The sequence below is a fragment of the Streptomyces sp. SID14478 genome (assembly GCF_010548525.1).
In the GTDB taxonomy this organism is placed as follows: Bacteria; Actinomycetota; Actinomycetes; order Streptomycetales; family Streptomycetaceae; genus Streptomyces.
Window position 1 is genome coordinate 1 of the sequence record NZ_JAAGMG010001142.1, and the last position, 13,998, is coordinate 13,998.

Annotated in this window: 13 protein-coding genes; 7 read left to right on the forward strand and 6 right to left on the reverse strand. The window is 71.6% G+C overall.

Annotated features, from left to right (window positions below; all coding sequences use genetic code 11):
* The coding region (locus G3I40_RS36575) for an amidohydrolase family protein (protein WP_164559134.1) at nucleotides 1-1,047 on the reverse strand (1,047 nt) is incomplete at its 3' end.
* Nucleotides 1,048-1,123: 76 nt separating this feature from the next.
* Here G3I40_RS36575 and G3I40_RS36580 point away from each other — a divergent pair.
* From G3I40_RS36580 to thpD, 5 genes are all read left to right on the forward strand, one after another.
* Entirely contained in the window at nucleotides 1,124-2,230 is a 1,107-nt protein-coding gene (locus tag G3I40_RS36580; protein ID WP_164559135.1) for an aminotransferase class V-fold PLP-dependent enzyme, read from the forward strand.
* Between the two features lie 371 nt (nucleotides 2,231-2,601).
* Entirely contained in the window at nucleotides 2,602-3,114 is a 513-nt protein-coding gene (ectA, locus tag G3I40_RS36585) for a diaminobutyrate acetyltransferase (protein WP_164559136.1), read from the forward strand.
* A gap of 58 nt (nucleotides 3,115-3,172) precedes the next feature.
* A complete protein-coding gene (ectB, locus tag G3I40_RS36590; RefSeq protein ID WP_164559137.1) occupies nucleotides 3,173-4,444 on the forward strand; it encodes a diaminobutyrate--2-oxoglutarate transaminase in 1,272 nt (423 codons plus the stop codon).
* Nucleotides 4,445-4,484: 40 nt separating this feature from the next.
* Nucleotides 4,485-4,889, forward strand: coding sequence for an ectoine synthase (locus G3I40_RS36595; protein ID WP_164559138.1), 405 nt, complete (start codon nucleotides 4,485-4,487; stop codon nucleotides 4,887-4,889).
* A 5-nt stretch (nucleotides 4,890-4,894) separates the two neighbouring features.
* A complete protein-coding gene (thpD, locus tag G3I40_RS36600) occupies nucleotides 4,895-5,800 on the forward strand; it encodes an ectoine hydroxylase (RefSeq protein WP_164559139.1) in 906 nt (301 codons plus the stop codon).
* 64 nt (nucleotides 5,801-5,864) lie between these two features.
* Here the strand turns inward: thpD and G3I40_RS36605 are convergent, their stop codons facing one another.
* Nucleotides 5,865-6,926, reverse strand: a complete 1,062-nt coding sequence (locus G3I40_RS36605; RefSeq protein WP_164559140.1) for an alkene reductase — start codon at nucleotides 6,924-6,926, stop codon at nucleotides 5,865-5,867.
* 180 nt (nucleotides 6,927-7,106) lie between these two features.
* Here G3I40_RS36605 and G3I40_RS36610 point away from each other — a divergent pair, with 180 nt between their 5' ends.
* Complete coding sequence (locus G3I40_RS36610) at nucleotides 7,107-7,601, forward strand: MarR family transcriptional regulator (RefSeq protein ID WP_164559141.1); 495 nt, start codon at nucleotides 7,107-7,109, stop codon at nucleotides 7,599-7,601.
* Nucleotides 7,602-7,741: 140 nt separating this feature from the next.
* On the opposite strand, the gene G3I40_RS36615 is transcribed toward G3I40_RS36610, so the two are convergent.
* From G3I40_RS36615 to G3I40_RS36630, 4 genes are all read right to left on the reverse strand, one after another.
* Complete coding sequence (locus tag G3I40_RS36615) at nucleotides 7,742-8,815, reverse strand: aminotransferase class V-fold PLP-dependent enzyme (RefSeq protein WP_164559142.1); 1,074 nt, start codon at nucleotides 8,813-8,815, stop codon at nucleotides 7,742-7,744.
* A gap of 147 nt (nucleotides 8,816-8,962) precedes the next feature.
* The gene (locus G3I40_RS36620) at nucleotides 8,963-9,685 is read right to left on the reverse strand and encodes a DsbA family oxidoreductase (protein WP_164559143.1); all 723 of its coding nucleotides are present in this window, start codon (nucleotides 9,683-9,685) and stop codon (nucleotides 8,963-8,965) included.
* A 798-nt stretch (nucleotides 9,686-10,483) separates the two neighbouring features.
* A complete protein-coding gene (locus tag G3I40_RS36625) occupies nucleotides 10,484-11,092 on the reverse strand; it encodes a DUF1349 domain-containing protein (protein WP_164559144.1) in 609 nt (202 codons plus the stop codon).
* 5 nt (nucleotides 11,093-11,097) lie between these two features.
* Nucleotides 11,098-12,630 (reverse strand): aldehyde dehydrogenase (NADP(+)), encoded by a 1,533-nt coding sequence (locus G3I40_RS36630; protein WP_164559145.1) that lies wholly within the window; start codon nucleotides 12,628-12,630, stop codon nucleotides 11,098-11,100.
* A gap of 128 nt (nucleotides 12,631-12,758) precedes the next feature.
* Between G3I40_RS36630 and G3I40_RS36635 the strand changes: the two genes are divergently transcribed.
* On the forward strand, nucleotides 12,759-13,553 hold the full coding sequence (locus G3I40_RS36635) for an IclR family transcriptional regulator (RefSeq protein WP_164559146.1): 795 nt from the start codon (nucleotides 12,759-12,761) through the stop codon (nucleotides 13,551-13,553).
* The last annotated feature ends 445 nt before the right edge of the window (nucleotides 13,554-13,998 follow it).

Consider the following 13,998-nt stretch of genomic DNA (forward strand, 5'->3'; position numbering starts at 1 on the left):
GTCCGCCCGCGGGTCGGTCCCGTACACGACGAGGTCGGCCGGGGCGCCCTCCTCCAGGGCGGGGCGGCCGAGCCACTTCCGGGCGCCCCAGGCGGTGGCCGAAAGGGCCTCGACCGCCGGGATGCCGGCCTTCACCAGCTCCGCGACCTCGCCCGCGACCAGGCCGTGCGCGAGGCCGCCGCCCGCGTCGGTGCCCACGTACACCGGGATCCCGGCGTCGTAGGCGTCGCGCACGGTCTCGTAGCGGCGCTCGTGGAGCCGGCGCATGTGCGCCGACCAGCGCGGGAACTTCTGCTCGCCGCCCGCCGCGAGATCCGGGAACGTGGCGATGTTGACGAGGGTCGGGACGATGGCGACGCCGCGCTCGGCGAAGAGCGGGATGGTCTCCTGCGTCAGCCCCGTCGCGTGCTCGATGCAGTCGATGCCCGCCTCGACCAGGTCCGTCAGCGACTCCTCGGCGAAGCAGTGCGCCGTGACGCGGGCGCCGAGCCGGTGGGCCTCGGCGATCGCCGCCTCGACCGCCTCGCGCGGCCAGCAGGCGCTCAGGTCCCCGGTGCCGCGGTCGATCCAGTCGCCGACGAGCTTGACCCAGCCGTCGCCGCGCCGGGCTTCCTGCGCGACGTACGCGACGAGGTCATCGGGCTCGATCTCGTGCGCGTAGTTGCGGATGTAGCGGCGGGTGCGGGCGATGTGCCGGCCCGCGCGGACGATCTTCGGCAGGTCCTCGCGGTCGTCGATCCAGCGGGTGTCGGAGGGCGAGCCCGCGTCGCGCAGCAGCAGCGCGCCGACGTCGCGTTCGGTCAGGGCCTGCTTCTCCGCGGCCTCGGCGGGGACCGGGCCGTGGCTGTCGAGGCCGACGTGGCAGTGCGCGTCGACGAGTCCGGGCAGCGCCCAGCCCTCGACGACCGTCAGGTCCGGGCCCGCCGTGAGCGGGCGGTCGTAGGTGATCCTGCCGTCGATCACCCACAGTTCGTCGCGTACGTCGTCGGGTCCCGCGAGGACCCGGCCCTTCACGTGCAGTGGCCCCGGCCGGCTCAGCTCACTCATGTACGCAGCCTATGAGGGCGGTGGGTACGCTCGTCAGCGGCATCCCTGCGAACCCGTGAGCGAAGAGAGCACCACCGTGACGCATCCGTTTCTCGATCTGGCCCCCCTGAGCGCCGAGCACTTCGCCGCCGTCGAGGACCGCGTGGCCCGTCTCATGAACACCTCCGCGTCCCAGGACGTGGTGATCATGCAGGGCGAGGCACTGCTTCCGCTGGAAGGCGCGATCCGTGGCACCGCGGGTCCCGGCACCGTCGCGCTGAACGTGATCACCGGGCCGTACGGCCAGACCTTCGGGGACTGGCTGCGCGACTGCGGCGCCACGGTGTACGACCTGGCGGTGCCGTTCCACACGGCGGTCACCGCGGAGCAGGTGCGCGCGGCGTTCGCCGAGCACCCCGACATCGACTTCGTGTCCCTGGTGCACGCGGAGGCGGCCACCGGCAACACGAACCCCGTCGCCGAGATCGGCGCGGTGGTGCGCGAGCACGGCGCCCTGTTCTATCTGGACGCCGTCGCCTCGATCGCGGCCGAGCCGGTGCTGCCCGACGCGTGGGGCGTGGACCTGTGCGTGATCGGTGCGCAGAAGGCGATGGGCGGTCCGGCCGGCGTCTCGGCCGTGTCGGTGAGCGAGCGCGCCTGGCAGCGGATGGCCGCCAACCCGCAGGCGCCGCGCCACTCCTACCTGTCGCTGCTGGACTGGAAGCAGCGCTGGATCGACGGCGGCCGCACGGCGCTGCTGCACGCTCCGGCCCAGCTGGAGATGCTCGCCCTGGAGGCGTGCGTGGAGCGCATCGAGAGCGAGGGGCTGGACGCCCTGATGGCCCGGCACGCGAGCGCCGCGGCCGCGACCCGCGCCGGAACCCTCGCCCTGGGCGGGGGTCTTGAGCCGTACGTCCACGAGGCGAAGGACGCCGCTCCGGTGGCCACGACGTTGCGCGCGCCCGCCGGCACCGACGCCCGCGAGCTGGTCGCGAAGGCCCTCGCCGTGGATCCCGTGCTGCCGCTGGTCGCCGGTGGCGGTGCGCTGGCCGCGGAGATGATCCGGGTCAACCACTACGGTCCCCAGGCCACCCGCGGCGTGGTGCAGTCCTCGCTGGCCGCCCTCGGCGGGGCGCTCGCGGAGGCCGGGTTCGCGGTGGACCTGGAGGGTGCACGAAAGGCGGTCGCGGCGGCCTGGGTGTGACCCGGTCCGCCCGCACACGTCGGCGCCGCCCTTTCCGGGCGGCGCTTTTCTTTTCCCTGCATTCCTCAGCCATTTTTCAGGTTGATTATCCGAAGCAGTTTCCCACACTGCTTCTGCCCGCTTTTCCGAGGCGTAAACACTAAGGTTTCAACAACACGGACCGACGTAATTCGGACGCAGGTCGAGCCGGTTACGGGGCTGTGACGCACTCCACACCAAAGTCGTTATGCCCCTTATATTCATCTCAAATCGCCTTATTGCGCCGGGTGTTCACGCGCAGGCTCGCCCGCGCGCGATAACACAGGTACCCCCGACTGCGTAACCCCTCCCCCAGATGCAATCCCAGAAATTGCTCGGTAAATTCAATTCGCATGACCGCCGCACAAGCGCAATTCCAGCTCGATCATCCCGGCGTGGCCGACGGGGCCGCGATCTGGCGTATCGCACGTGACTCCAAGGTCCTCGACCTCAACTCCTCGTACAGCTATCTGCTCTGGTGCCGCGACTTCGCCGCCACCTCCGTGGTGGCCCGTGACGAGACAGGCGAGGTCGCCGGGTTCGTCACCGGCTACATCCGCCCCGACCGTCCCGGCACCCTCGTGGTGTGGCAGATCGCGGTGGACGAGGCCCACCGCGGGCACGGTCTCGCGGGCGGACTGCTCGACGGCCTGACCACGAAGGTCGCGGCCGGGCGGCAGGTCACCACGGTCGAGACGACCATCACCCCTGACAACGAGGCGTCCCAGGCCCTGTTCTTCTCCTACGCCCGCAGGCACGGGGCGGGAGTGGAGCGCACGGTGCTCTTCGACGCCGGACTCTTCCCCGACGACGGGCACCTGCCCGAGGAGCTGTACCGCATCGGGCCGCTCCAGTCGGCGCTCTAGCCGTACCCGTCCACCCTCACCACCCCCCTCAACTCCCCTTCCAAGAGGAGCATTTGCTGTGACCATCACCCAGCCGGACCTGAGCGTCTTCGAGACCCTTGAGTCGGAGGTGCGCAGCTACTGCCGCGGCTGGCCCACCGTCTTCGACCGGGCCCAGGGCAGCCGCATGTACGACGAGGACGGCCACGAGTACCTGGACTTCTTCGCGGGCGCCGGATCGCTCAACTACGGCCACAACAACCCCGTGTTGAAACGCGCCCTGATCGACTACATCGAGCGCGACGGCGTCACGCACGGCCTCGACATGTCGACGTCCGCGAAGCGCGCCTTCCTGGAGACCTTCCAGAACGTCATCCTGCGCCCGCGCGACCTGCCCTACAAGGTCATGTTCCCGGGCCCGACGGGCACCAACGCCGTGGAGTCGGCCCTCAAGCTGGCCCGCAAGGTCAAGGGCCGCGAGTCGATCGTATCGTTCACGAACGCCTTCCACGGCATGTCGCTCGGCTCGCTGGCCGTCACCGGCAACGCGTTCAAGCGGGCCGGCGCGGGCATCCCGCTCGTGCACGGCACGCCGATGCCCTTCGACAACTACCTCGACGGCCAGACCCCCGACTTCATCTGGTTCGAGCGCCTCCTGGAGGACTCCGGTTCGGGCCTGAACACCCCCGCCGCCGTGATCGTCGAGACGGTCCAGGGCGAGGGCGGCATCAACGTCGCCCGCGCCGAGTGGCTGCGCAAGCTCGCCGACGTCTGCGAGCGCTGGGACATGCTGCTCATCGTCGACGACATCCAGATGGGCTGCGGCCGCACCGGCGCCTTCTTCTCCTTCGAGGAGGCGGGCATCACACCGGACATCGTGACCGTTTCGAAGTCCATCAGCGGGTACGGACTCCCCATGTCCCTGTGCCTGTTCAAGCCGGAGCTCGACATCTGGGAGCCGGGCGAGCACAACGGCACGTTCCGCGGCAACAACCCCGCGTTCGTGACCGCCGCCGCGGCCCTGGAGACGTACTGGACCGACGGCCCGGCCATGGAGAAGCAGACGCTCAAGCGCGGCGAGCAGATCGAGGAGACGCTCAGCGCGCTGCGCGCCGAGTACCCCGAGGACACCGTCGAGTACCGCGGCCGCGGCCTGGTGTGGGGCATCGAGTTCCGCGACAAGGAGCGCGCGGGCAAGGTCGCCAAGCGCGCCTTCGAGCTCGGACTGCTCATCGAGACCTCCGGCCCCGAGAGCGAGGTCGTCAAGCTGCTTCCGGCGCTGACGATCACGCCCGAGGAGCTGGAAGAGGGGCTGCGCACGCTCACCAGGGCCGTGCGCGAGACCGCCTGACACCCCTCAGGAACGCAGAAGAGAGAGGCAGCAACTCACCGTGATTGTCCGTTCGTTCAAGGAGATCGAGAACACCGACCGGCACGTGAAATCGGCGTCCGGTACGTGGGAGAGCAAGCGCATCGTCCTCGCCAAGGAGAGGGTCGGCTTCTCGTTGCACGAGACGATCCTGTACGCGGGTACGGAGACGAAGATGTGGTACGCGAACCACATCGAAGCCGTTCTGTGCGTCGAGGGCGAGGCCGAGCTCACCAACGAGGAGACCGGCGAGAAGCACTGGATCGAGCCGGGCACCATGTACCTCCTGAACGGCCACGAGCACCACACGCTGCGGCCCAAGACGGACTTCCGCTGCGTGTGCGTGTTCAACCCGCCTGTGACCGGGCGGGAGGACCACGACGAGAACGGCGTATACCCGCTGCTGACCGAGCCCGAGGAGGCCTGATCCCCATGACCGCGTTCTCTGCGGAAACCGACATCCAGGACCTGTACCCGACCCGCGGCGCTTCCGAAGTGGCCACTCCGCGCGTCGACCCGGTCGTCTGGTCGCCGCCGGGGACGCGGGGTCCGATTCGTGAGTCGGACCTCGCGGGCTTCGAACGGGACGGCTTCCTCGCGATCGAGGAACTGATCGGCCCGGACGAGATCGGCATCTACCAGGCCGAGTTGAACCGGCTGATCGCCGATCCCGCGATCAAGGCCGACGAGCGCTCGATCGTGGAGCCGACGTCGCAGGACGTGCGCTCCGTCTTCGAGGTGCACAAGATCAGTGAGGTGTTCGCGAACCTGGTGCGCGACGAGCGCGTCGTGGACCGGGCCCGCCAGATCCTCGGTTCGGACGTCTACGTCCACCAGTCGCGGATCAACGTCAAGCCCGGCTTCGGGGCGAGTGGCTTCTACTGGCACTCGGACTTCGAGACCTGGCACGCCGAGGACGGCCTGGCGAACATGCGGACGGTGTCCGTCTCCATCGCGCTGACGGAGAACTACGACACCAACGGCGGCCTCATGATCATGCCCGGGTCGCACAAGACCTTCCTGGGCTGCGCCGGCGAGACGCCGAAGGACAACTACAAGAAGTCGCTGCAGATGCAGGACGCGGGCACGCCGAGCGACGAGGCGCTGACCAAGTTCGCCGACCGGCACGGCATCAGGCTGTTCACCGGGCAGGCGGGCTCGGCGACCTGGTTCGACTGCAACGCCATGCACGGCTCCGGCGACAACATCACGCCGTACCCGCGCTCGAACGTCTTCATCGTGTTCAACAGCGTGGAGAACACGGCCGTGGAGCCGTTCGCGGCGCCCGTACGGCGCCCCGAGTTCATCGGGGCACGGGACTTCACCCCGGTGAAGTGACTTTCGTACGCGGACGAGTGGGGGCGGGACCGGTGACGGTCCCGCCCCCACTCGTCGTCGGTGGTTACAGCGCCGGGTAGTCCGTGTAGCCCTTCGCGTCGCCACCGAAGAAGGACGACGGGTCCGGGGCGTTGTACGGGCCCTCGGCCTTCAGCCGGGCGGGCAGGTCCGGGTTGGCGAGGAACAGGGCGCCGAAGGAGACCAGATCGGCGACGCCGTCCTCGATGAGCCGCAGCGACGTGTGGTCGGTGGGGCCCTCGGTGAGCGCGTTGAGGACGAAGGTGCCGCTGAACCGCTTGCGCAGGTCGGTGGTCACCTCGCGGATGTCGCCGGCCTCCAGGACGTGGAGGTAGGCGATGCCGAGCGGGTCGAGGGCGTCGACCAGCGCCGGGTAGGTGTCCAGCGCGTCGCCGTCCCCGATCGAGTTGTACGGGTTGCCGGGCGAGATGCGCAGCGCGGTGCGCTCCGGGCCGATGGCCTCGGCGACCGCCTTGACGGCCTCGACCGCGAACCGGATGCGGTTCTCCACGCTGCCGCCCCACTCGTCGGTGCGGAGGTTGACGCCCGGCGCGAGGAACTGGTGGATCAAGTACCCGTTGGCGCCGTGCAGTTCGACGCCGTCGAAGCCGGCCTCCACCGCGCCCCGGGCCGCCGCCGCGAAATCGGCGACGGTCTCCCGGATCTCCTCCGCGGTCAGCTCGCGCGGGGTGGTGAAGTCCTGGAAGCCCTCGTTCGTGAAGGCCTTGCCCTCGGGCGCGACGGCAGAGGGGGCGACGGGCGCCTGACCGTCCGGCAGCAGCGACGGGTGGCTGATCCGGCCCGCGTGCATCAGCTGGGCGAAGATCGTGCCGCCCGCGGCGTGCACCGCGTCGGTGACCGTGCGCCAGGAGGCTATCTGTTCGGCGCTGTGCAGCCCCGGCGTCCAGGCGTACCCCTGGCCCACGGCCGAGGGCTGGATGCCCTCGGTGATGATCAGGCCCGCGGAGGCCCGCTGCGCGTAGTACGCGGCGGTCAGCTCGGTGGCGGTGCCGCCCTCGCCCGCCCTGCTGCGGGTCATGGGTGCCATGGCGATGCGGTTGGCGAGGCGCGTGCCGGACAGGTCGAGGGGGTCGAAAGCGGTGGTCATGGCTACTCCGAAATCCGAGATCCGAGATCCGAGATCCGAGATCCGAGATCCGAGATCCGAGATCCGAGATCAAGGATCCACGTTAATTGGTCGGCCAAGCAATCGGGCTGCGCCCACTGTAACGCATTACTTGGCCGACCAAGGTAATCTTTCGGAGAAGCCCGGACCCAGGAGTGCCCCATGTCCTCGACCTCAGCGCCGTCCGACGACCGCCCCGCGTGTAGCAGCCACCCCGCGCTCGGCGGTCCGGTCAGCCTCGCCCTGGCCCGCGTCGCGCGACTGCACCGCACCGCGGCGGGCCGCCATCTGCGCGCGCTCGGCCTCTACCCCGGGCAGGAGTTGCTGCTCATGCACCTGTGGGACCAGGGGCCCGTGCGTCAGTCGGAGCTCATCAAGGCGCTCGAACTGGACCCGTCGACGGTCACCAAGATGCTGCAGCGCCTGGAGCAGACCGGGCACGTGACCCGCTCCCCCGATCCGCGCGACCGGCGTGCGGTGCTCGTCGAGGCGACCGAGCGGAGCTGCGGGCTCCTGGAGGACGTGGCCCAGGTCTGGGGCGCGCTGGAGGAGCAGACCCTGGCGGGACTCTCGCCCCGGGACCAGGCCGAGTTCGTCCGCCTCCTCGGCCTGGTCGAGGGCAACCTCTGTACGGAGCCGGAGGGGTGCCCGCAGTAGGCGGCGCCGACGCCGGGCCGGGCCAGCTCTGTCGCGCCGGGCCTGTTCGGTCACGCCGGGGCCGGTTCGATGACGCCGGGGCCGGTCTGGTCGTCCGTGTGGCGCTCTTTCCGGCTTCCGGTGGGGTCGCGCGTCAGGGGTCAGTCGGACAGGGCGTCCAGGAGGCGGTCGACGTCCTCGGGCGTGTTGTAGAGGTGGAAGGAAGCGCGCAGGTTCCCCGCACGGTTGGAGAGTTCGAGGCCTTGTGCGTGCAACTCCGGCTGCCGTGCGCCCAGTTCGGGGACGGAGACGATCGGTGAGCCGGGGGCCGGGATCGGCTCGTGGCCGAGGGAGGCGAGTCCGGCGCGGAAGCGGTCGGCGAGCGCGAGGTCGTGAGCCTGGATCGCCCGCGGCCCCAACTCCTCGATCAGGGCGAGGGATTGCCGGGCTCCCGTGTACGACAGGAGGCTCGGCGTCTCGTCGAAGCGGCGGGCGGAGCGGGCCAGCTCGGTGACCGGGCCGTAGCAGCTGTCCCAGGGCCGCTCCCCCGCGACCCAGCCGCCGAACACGGGCGTCAGCTCCGCCGGGTCCTCGGGGCCGACGAAGAAGACGGCGCCGCGCGGGCAGGTGAGCCACTTGAAGGCGACCGAGGCGACGTAGTCCGCCGCCGCGGCGTGCCCGGTCAGCGGGAACCAGCCCACGGCCTGCGAGGCGTCGACGTACAGACGGGCGCCATGGGCGCGGGTGACGGCCCGCAGCTCCGTCAGGTCCACCACCCGGCCGTCCGCGGACTGTGCCGCGCTCACGGCGACCAGGGCGGTGCCGGGGCGCACCGACTCGGCCAGCGCCTCCAGCGGGACGGTGCGCACCTTGAGGTCGGCGCGGAGGTGGAACGGGTTGACCGTGGAGCTGAACTCGCCCTCGGCGGTGAGGACTTCCGCTCCCTCCGGCAGCGACGCGGCGATCAGCGCGGTGTACACGGCGACGGACGCGCCGGTCGCCACCCGGGTCACGGGGACCCCGGCGATCCGGGCGAAAGCGGCGCGGGCCTCTTCGACGTCGGTGAACAGGGAGTCGGTGGGGCGGCCCTCGGCCATGCCGGTGAGCGCGGCGCGCATCGCGTCCGCCGCCCGCAGGGGCAGCAGACCCGAGCTCGCGGTGTTCAGGTAGGTGGTGGCGGGGGTGTACTGGGCGCGGACCAGACCGAGATCCAGGGGGCCACTGGTTGTCTCCATGGCACCACTGTGCCCCGCCGCCAACTACCCGTCCATTGCGCAAATTTGAGCAGTACCGCTAAGCCATGCTTATGAGTCCGGGTCGGAGTGCGGGTCCGAGCACGCGTCGGAGTGCGGGTCCGAGCGCGCGTCGGAGTGCGGGTCGGGTCAGGCGCCGGGGACCGCGCAGCCGTCGGGGCCGCAGGTGTCGCCGCCGCCGCCCGTGGTGCTGTCGATGACGGTCAGCGGGGAGCGGGCGTCCCAGGCCTGCGTCAGCGCCTGCGTGAAGACCTCGGGGGGCTGGGCGCCGGAGACGCCGAACTTGCGGTCGAGGACGAAGAACGGCACGCCGGTCGCGCCCAGCTCCGCGGCCTCGCGCTCGTCCGCGCGCACGTCGTCGGCGTAGGCCTGCTCGTCGGCCAGCACGCCGCGGACCTCGGCCTCGTCGAGTCCGGCCTCGACCGCGAGCCGTACGACGTGCTCGTCATCGGCGAAGACTGAGCCCCGGTCGGCGAAGTTGCCGCGGTAGAGCGCGTCGATGAAGGCATTCTGCAGGCCCTTGTCCTTGGCGAGGTGCAGCAGCCGGTGCAGGTCGAAGCTGCTGCCGTAGTCGCGGCCCTCGGTGAGGTAGGGCAGGCCGAGCGCCTCGGCCTGCTGTCCGAGGCCGCGCTCGTTGGCGGCGGCCTGGTCCGCGCTGATGCCGTACTTCTCGGCGATGTGCGGGACGACGAGGCCGGTGTCGCCCTTGGCGAGGGTCGGGTCCAGCTCGAAGGAGCGGTGCACGACCTCGACCTCGGCCTTGTGCGGGAAGGCGTCGAGGGCCTGTTCGAACCGGTGCTTGCCTATGTAGCAGAACGGGCAGTTGATGTCGGTCCAGATCTCGACGCGCATGGGGGTTCTCGCTCCAGTTTCGTACGGGCAGGGATGCCGCCGAGTACAACCGGAGCCCGCCTCCACCCATTCCCGACGGGGCTGTGCCGATGGTCCGGCCGGGGTGCGGGGCGGCCCGGGTCGTCACGCCGGTGGTCCGGGGGTGGTGCGGAGCCGCGTCGTTACGCCGGTCGTCCGGGGTATGGGGCGGGCCGCGTCGTTACGCCGGTCGTCCGGGGTATGGGGCGGGCCGCGTCGTTACGCCAGTCGTCCCGGGGTGGTGCGGGGCCGCGCCGGGGTACCTCCTCGGCCGGATTGGTCTCCACGCCACCTGGGCGCCTACGGCGCGGCGTCCTGGGCTTGGTTCCTGCGGTGTCCTGCGGGGGCACCCCGACACGGCCCCTCCCGTCGACGAGCGACCAACCCCCCGGTGGAACTTCCCGATCGACTGACCCTCCGGTGGGGCTTCCGGACGTCTCACCCTCCGGTGGGGCTCCCGGATCGGCTCACCCCCCGGTGGGGGCGGCTGCCCCCGCCTTGGGCAGTCTGCCGCCTGGGGCGGCAGGGTGGGCAAGGCGGCACCCCAGCGCCGGGTGACCGTTGCGAGCAGGGCCGCAGGCAAGCGCGGGTGGGGGCACCCCAGCGCCGGGGCACCGTTATGAGCGGGGCTGCGGGCCGGCACGGGTGGGGGCACCCTGGTGCCGGGCGCCGTTCGCGCCACCCCGCGGGGAAGCGCGGGCAACCGACAGCGCCGGGGCGCCGGTCATGCCGGGACAGAGAGGCAGGCGCGGGCACCTCGGCGGAGGGCCGCGCGGGGGGTCAGGAGCCGTCGCGGAGGGACTGGGGCCAGTTCGGGCGGAATTCCACGTGGTCGTACGTGACCGCGCAACCCTCGCCGGTAGGCGACTGCGCCAGGAACCCGACCAGCGCCGCCCCCGCGGACTTCTCGTCCCCGAGCGAGAAGATGCGGATGAACGTCCACTTCTCCCCGTCCGTGGACGCGTGGAACGCGAACGCCGAGCCCGTACGGCTGACCCGGAGCCAGACCGAGGAACCCGGCACCACGAACGCGTTCGCGTCGTCGGAGTGGCCGCGCGTGACGACCGTGCAGATCGTCGGCTCGTCCGGCGACCGCTCGAAGCAGAGCTTGGCCCATTCGCGGTCGGCCACGTGCACGTAGAGGACACCCGCGTCGAACGCCGCGGCGAAGCCGACCGTCACCCGGGCGATCAGCTGGAAGTCGCCCACCGGCGCCCCGAGCAGGCGCGGTGCGTCGGACGCGGGGTCCAGGGCGTCGCCCGTCGGGGGCACGAAGCGGTCCTGCCGGGGGCCGGCCCAGCCGGTGAGCACCCCGTCCTCGTAACCCCACTGCCCGTCGGGGCCGTAGGTGCGCAGGGGAAAGGGCAGTTCGGGGAGTCGCAGATCCATGGGGGTCAGTTTTCCAGGCTCCCGTTGAAGCGCCGCGGCAGGGCCAGCGGATTGTCGTCGCGCAGCTCCGGCGGGAGGAGCGCCTCGGGCGTGGTCTGGTACGTGACCGGGCGCAGCCAGCGCTCGATCGCCGTGCCGCCCACCGAGGTGGAGGTGGACGTCGTCGCCGGGTACGGGCCGCCGTGGTGCTGGGCGGGGGCCACCGCGACACCGGTCGGCCAGCCGTTGACCAGGACGCGGCCCGCGAGCGGGGTCAGCTCGGTGAGCAGCTCCGCGCCCCGGCCCTCGCCCGTCTCCTCCGCGGCGGAGAGCTGGAGCGTCGCCGTGAGGTTGCCGGGCAGGCGGGACAGCACCGAGGTGATCTCGGCCGCCGACGCGTAGCGGGCCACGACCGTCACCGGGCCGAAGCACTCCTCGAGGAGCAGGTCGTGCTCCCCGCCCTCGACGGCCAGGCGCGCGGCCGGCACCGTGAGGAATCCGGGGCTGACGGTGTGCTCGCCGCCCGCGCCCGGCGTCACCGGCGCCTCGACGTCGGGCAGCTGCGCCCGCTCGGCGACGCCCGCGACGAAGTTGTCCCGCATGCGGTGGTCGAGCAGGACGCCGGCCGCGGTGTCGCTGACGGCGGCCGTGAGCGACTTGACCAGGGTGTCGCCCGCCTCGCCCGTCGGCGCGAGGACCAGGCCGGGCTTGACGCAGAACTGGCCGACGCCGAGCGTCATGGAGCCGGCGAGGCCCGCGCCGATCGCCTCGGCGCGCTCGGCGGCCGCCGCCTCGGTGATCACGACCGGGTTCAGGGAACCCAGTTCGCCGTGGAACGGGATCGGCGTCGCACGGGCCGCCGCCGCGTCGAAGAGGGCGCGTCCGCCGCGTACCGAACCGGTGAAACCGGCGCCCGCGACCAGCGGGTGCTTGACGAGCTCGACGCCCGCCTCGAAGCCGTGGACCAGACCGAGCACCCCTTCGGGGATGTCGTGCCGGGCGGCCGCGCGGCGGATGACGGAGGCGACCAGCTCGGACGTGGCCGGGTGGTCCGGGTGCGCCTTGACCACGACCGGGCAGCCCGCGGCCAGCGCGCTCGCGGTGTCGCCGCCGGGCACGGAGAAGGCGAAGGGGAAGTTCGAGGCCGCGTAGACCGCGACGACGCCCAGCGGGATCTTGTAGCGGCGCAGGTCGGGGATGGGGGGCGTCGCCGTGTCGTCGGGGTGGTCGATGACCACCCCGAGGAACGCGCCCTCGTCGACCACCTTCGCGAACGCCCGCAACTGGAAGCAGGTGCGGGCGAGTTCGCCGGTCAGGCGGACCGGGCCGAGCGCGCTCTCCGCGTCGGCCGCCTCCACCAAGTGGTCCTTGGCCGCGTCGAGCAGATCGGCCGCGGTGCGCAGGAAGGCCGCGCGCACGGTGCGGTCGGCGAGCGCGGACCGGGCCTCGTGCGCGGCGCGGACCGCCTGGTCCACCTCCTGGGCTGTGGCCTCGACCGCAACCTGCTCTCGCTGCTTCCCGGTTCGGGGGTCGACACTCCAGACTGGTGCTGCTGCCACCGCGCATTCCTCCAGCTTTTCTCGTGACGCGCCGGGCGAGCCACGAGGACCGTTCGATATACTGAACGCTGTCTCTGATGATGAACTGGGTCGAGACTATTTCTCGTCGAACGAAGGGGTCAAGGGCGATGTCGGAAGGCGAGACGGGGGCCGTTGCGGGGGGCGCAGCGGGTGGCGCACAGGTCAAATCGGCGGTGCGCACGGTCGAGTTGCTCGAGTACTTCGCCGGGCGCCCCGGCATGCACTCCCTCGCGGCGGTCCAGGAGGCCGTCGGGTACCCGAAGTCGAGCCTGTACATGCTGCTGCGCACGCTCGTCGAGCTCGGCTGGGTGGAGACGGACGCGACCGGCACGCGGTACGGGATCGGGGTACGGGCCCTGCTGGTGGGCACCTCGTACATCGACGGCGACGAGGTCGTGGCCGCCGCCCGGCCGACGCTCGACCGCCTGTCCGACGACACGACGGAGACCATTCACCTGGCCCGCCTCGACGGCACGAACGTCGTCTACCTGGCCACGCGGCAGTCGCAGCACTACCTGCGCCCGTTCACCCGGGTCGGGCGCCGCCTTCCCGCGCACTCGACCTCGCTGGGCAAGGCGCTGCTCGCCACCCACACCGACGAGCAGGTCCGCAAGATGCTCCCCGAGACGCTGCCCGCGCTGACCGAGCACACGATCACCGACCGCGAGAAGCTCATCGAGGAGCTCCACTCGGTGCGCGAGCAGGGCTTCGCGGTGGACCGCGAGGAGAACACGCTGGGGCTGCGCTGCTTCGGCGTGGCCATTCCGTACCGGACGCCCGCCCGGGACGCCATCTCCTGTTCCGTCCCGGTGGCGCGGCTGACCCCCGCGCACGAGCAGATGGTGAAGGACGCCCTGTTCGACGCGCGGGACCGGCTGAGCCTGGCCACCCGGAGGCTCTGACCCTCCCCCGCACGGCGGAGACGGGTCCTCAGCGCGCAGGACGTACGTGTCCCGGGGCGCTGCCACCCTGGAGGGATGAGCCGGCACGCGCGCACCGTCCAGCGGGCCCCCGGCTCCGGGGGCCGAGGCCGACGTCCCGGCGAACGGCCCGTCGGGGGTGGGGAGTTGCGCCTATTGTGGACGGATGATCGCCGGTCCGCTGGTCGCCGCCTTCGTGGCCCGGCACCGCGCCGCCCGGCGGCGGTCGGCGCCGAGCGGCACACCGGAACCGGCGTGAGACACCTGGCGGGCGCCCTGTTCGGGCGGACCGCGCGCCGCCGGTGGGTCCACCTCGTCCTCGGCGGCGCGCTCGCCATGCCGTACGTGCTGGTGGGCTCGGCGCTCGTCGGCCCGGCGCTGGGGGCGGACGACGTCTTCACGAACCTCCCCCTCCAACTCCTGTCCT

Bases quoted from the DNA above. Each gene is read 5' to 3' on its own strand.
- G3I40_RS36625 (WP_164559144.1), bottom strand. From the start codon at position 11,092: ATGGATCTGCGACTCCCCGAACTGCCCTTTCCCCTGCGCACCTACGGC.
- thpD (WP_164559139.1), top strand. From the start codon at position 4,895: ATGACCGCGTTCTCTGCGGAAACCGACATCCAGGACCTGTACCCGACC.
- G3I40_RS36610 (WP_164559141.1), top strand. From the start codon at position 7,107: ATGTCCTCGACCTCAGCGCCGTCCGACGACCGCCCCGCGTGTAGCAGC.
- G3I40_RS36615 (WP_164559142.1), bottom strand. From the start codon at position 8,815: ATGGAGACAACCAGTGGCCCCCTGGATCTCGGTCTGGTCCGCGCCCAG.
- ectA (WP_164559136.1), top strand. From the start codon at position 2,602: ATGACCGCCGCACAAGCGCAATTCCAGCTCGATCATCCCGGCGTGGCC.
- G3I40_RS36635 (WP_164559146.1), top strand. From the start codon at position 12,759: ATGTCGGAAGGCGAGACGGGGGCCGTTGCGGGGGGCGCAGCGGGTGGC.
- G3I40_RS36605 (WP_164559140.1), bottom strand. From the start codon at position 6,926: ATGACCACCGCTTTCGACCCCCTCGACCTGTCCGGCACGCGCCTCGCC.
- G3I40_RS36620 (WP_164559143.1), bottom strand. From the start codon at position 9,685: ATGCGCGTCGAGATCTGGACCGACATCAACTGCCCGTTCTGCTACATA.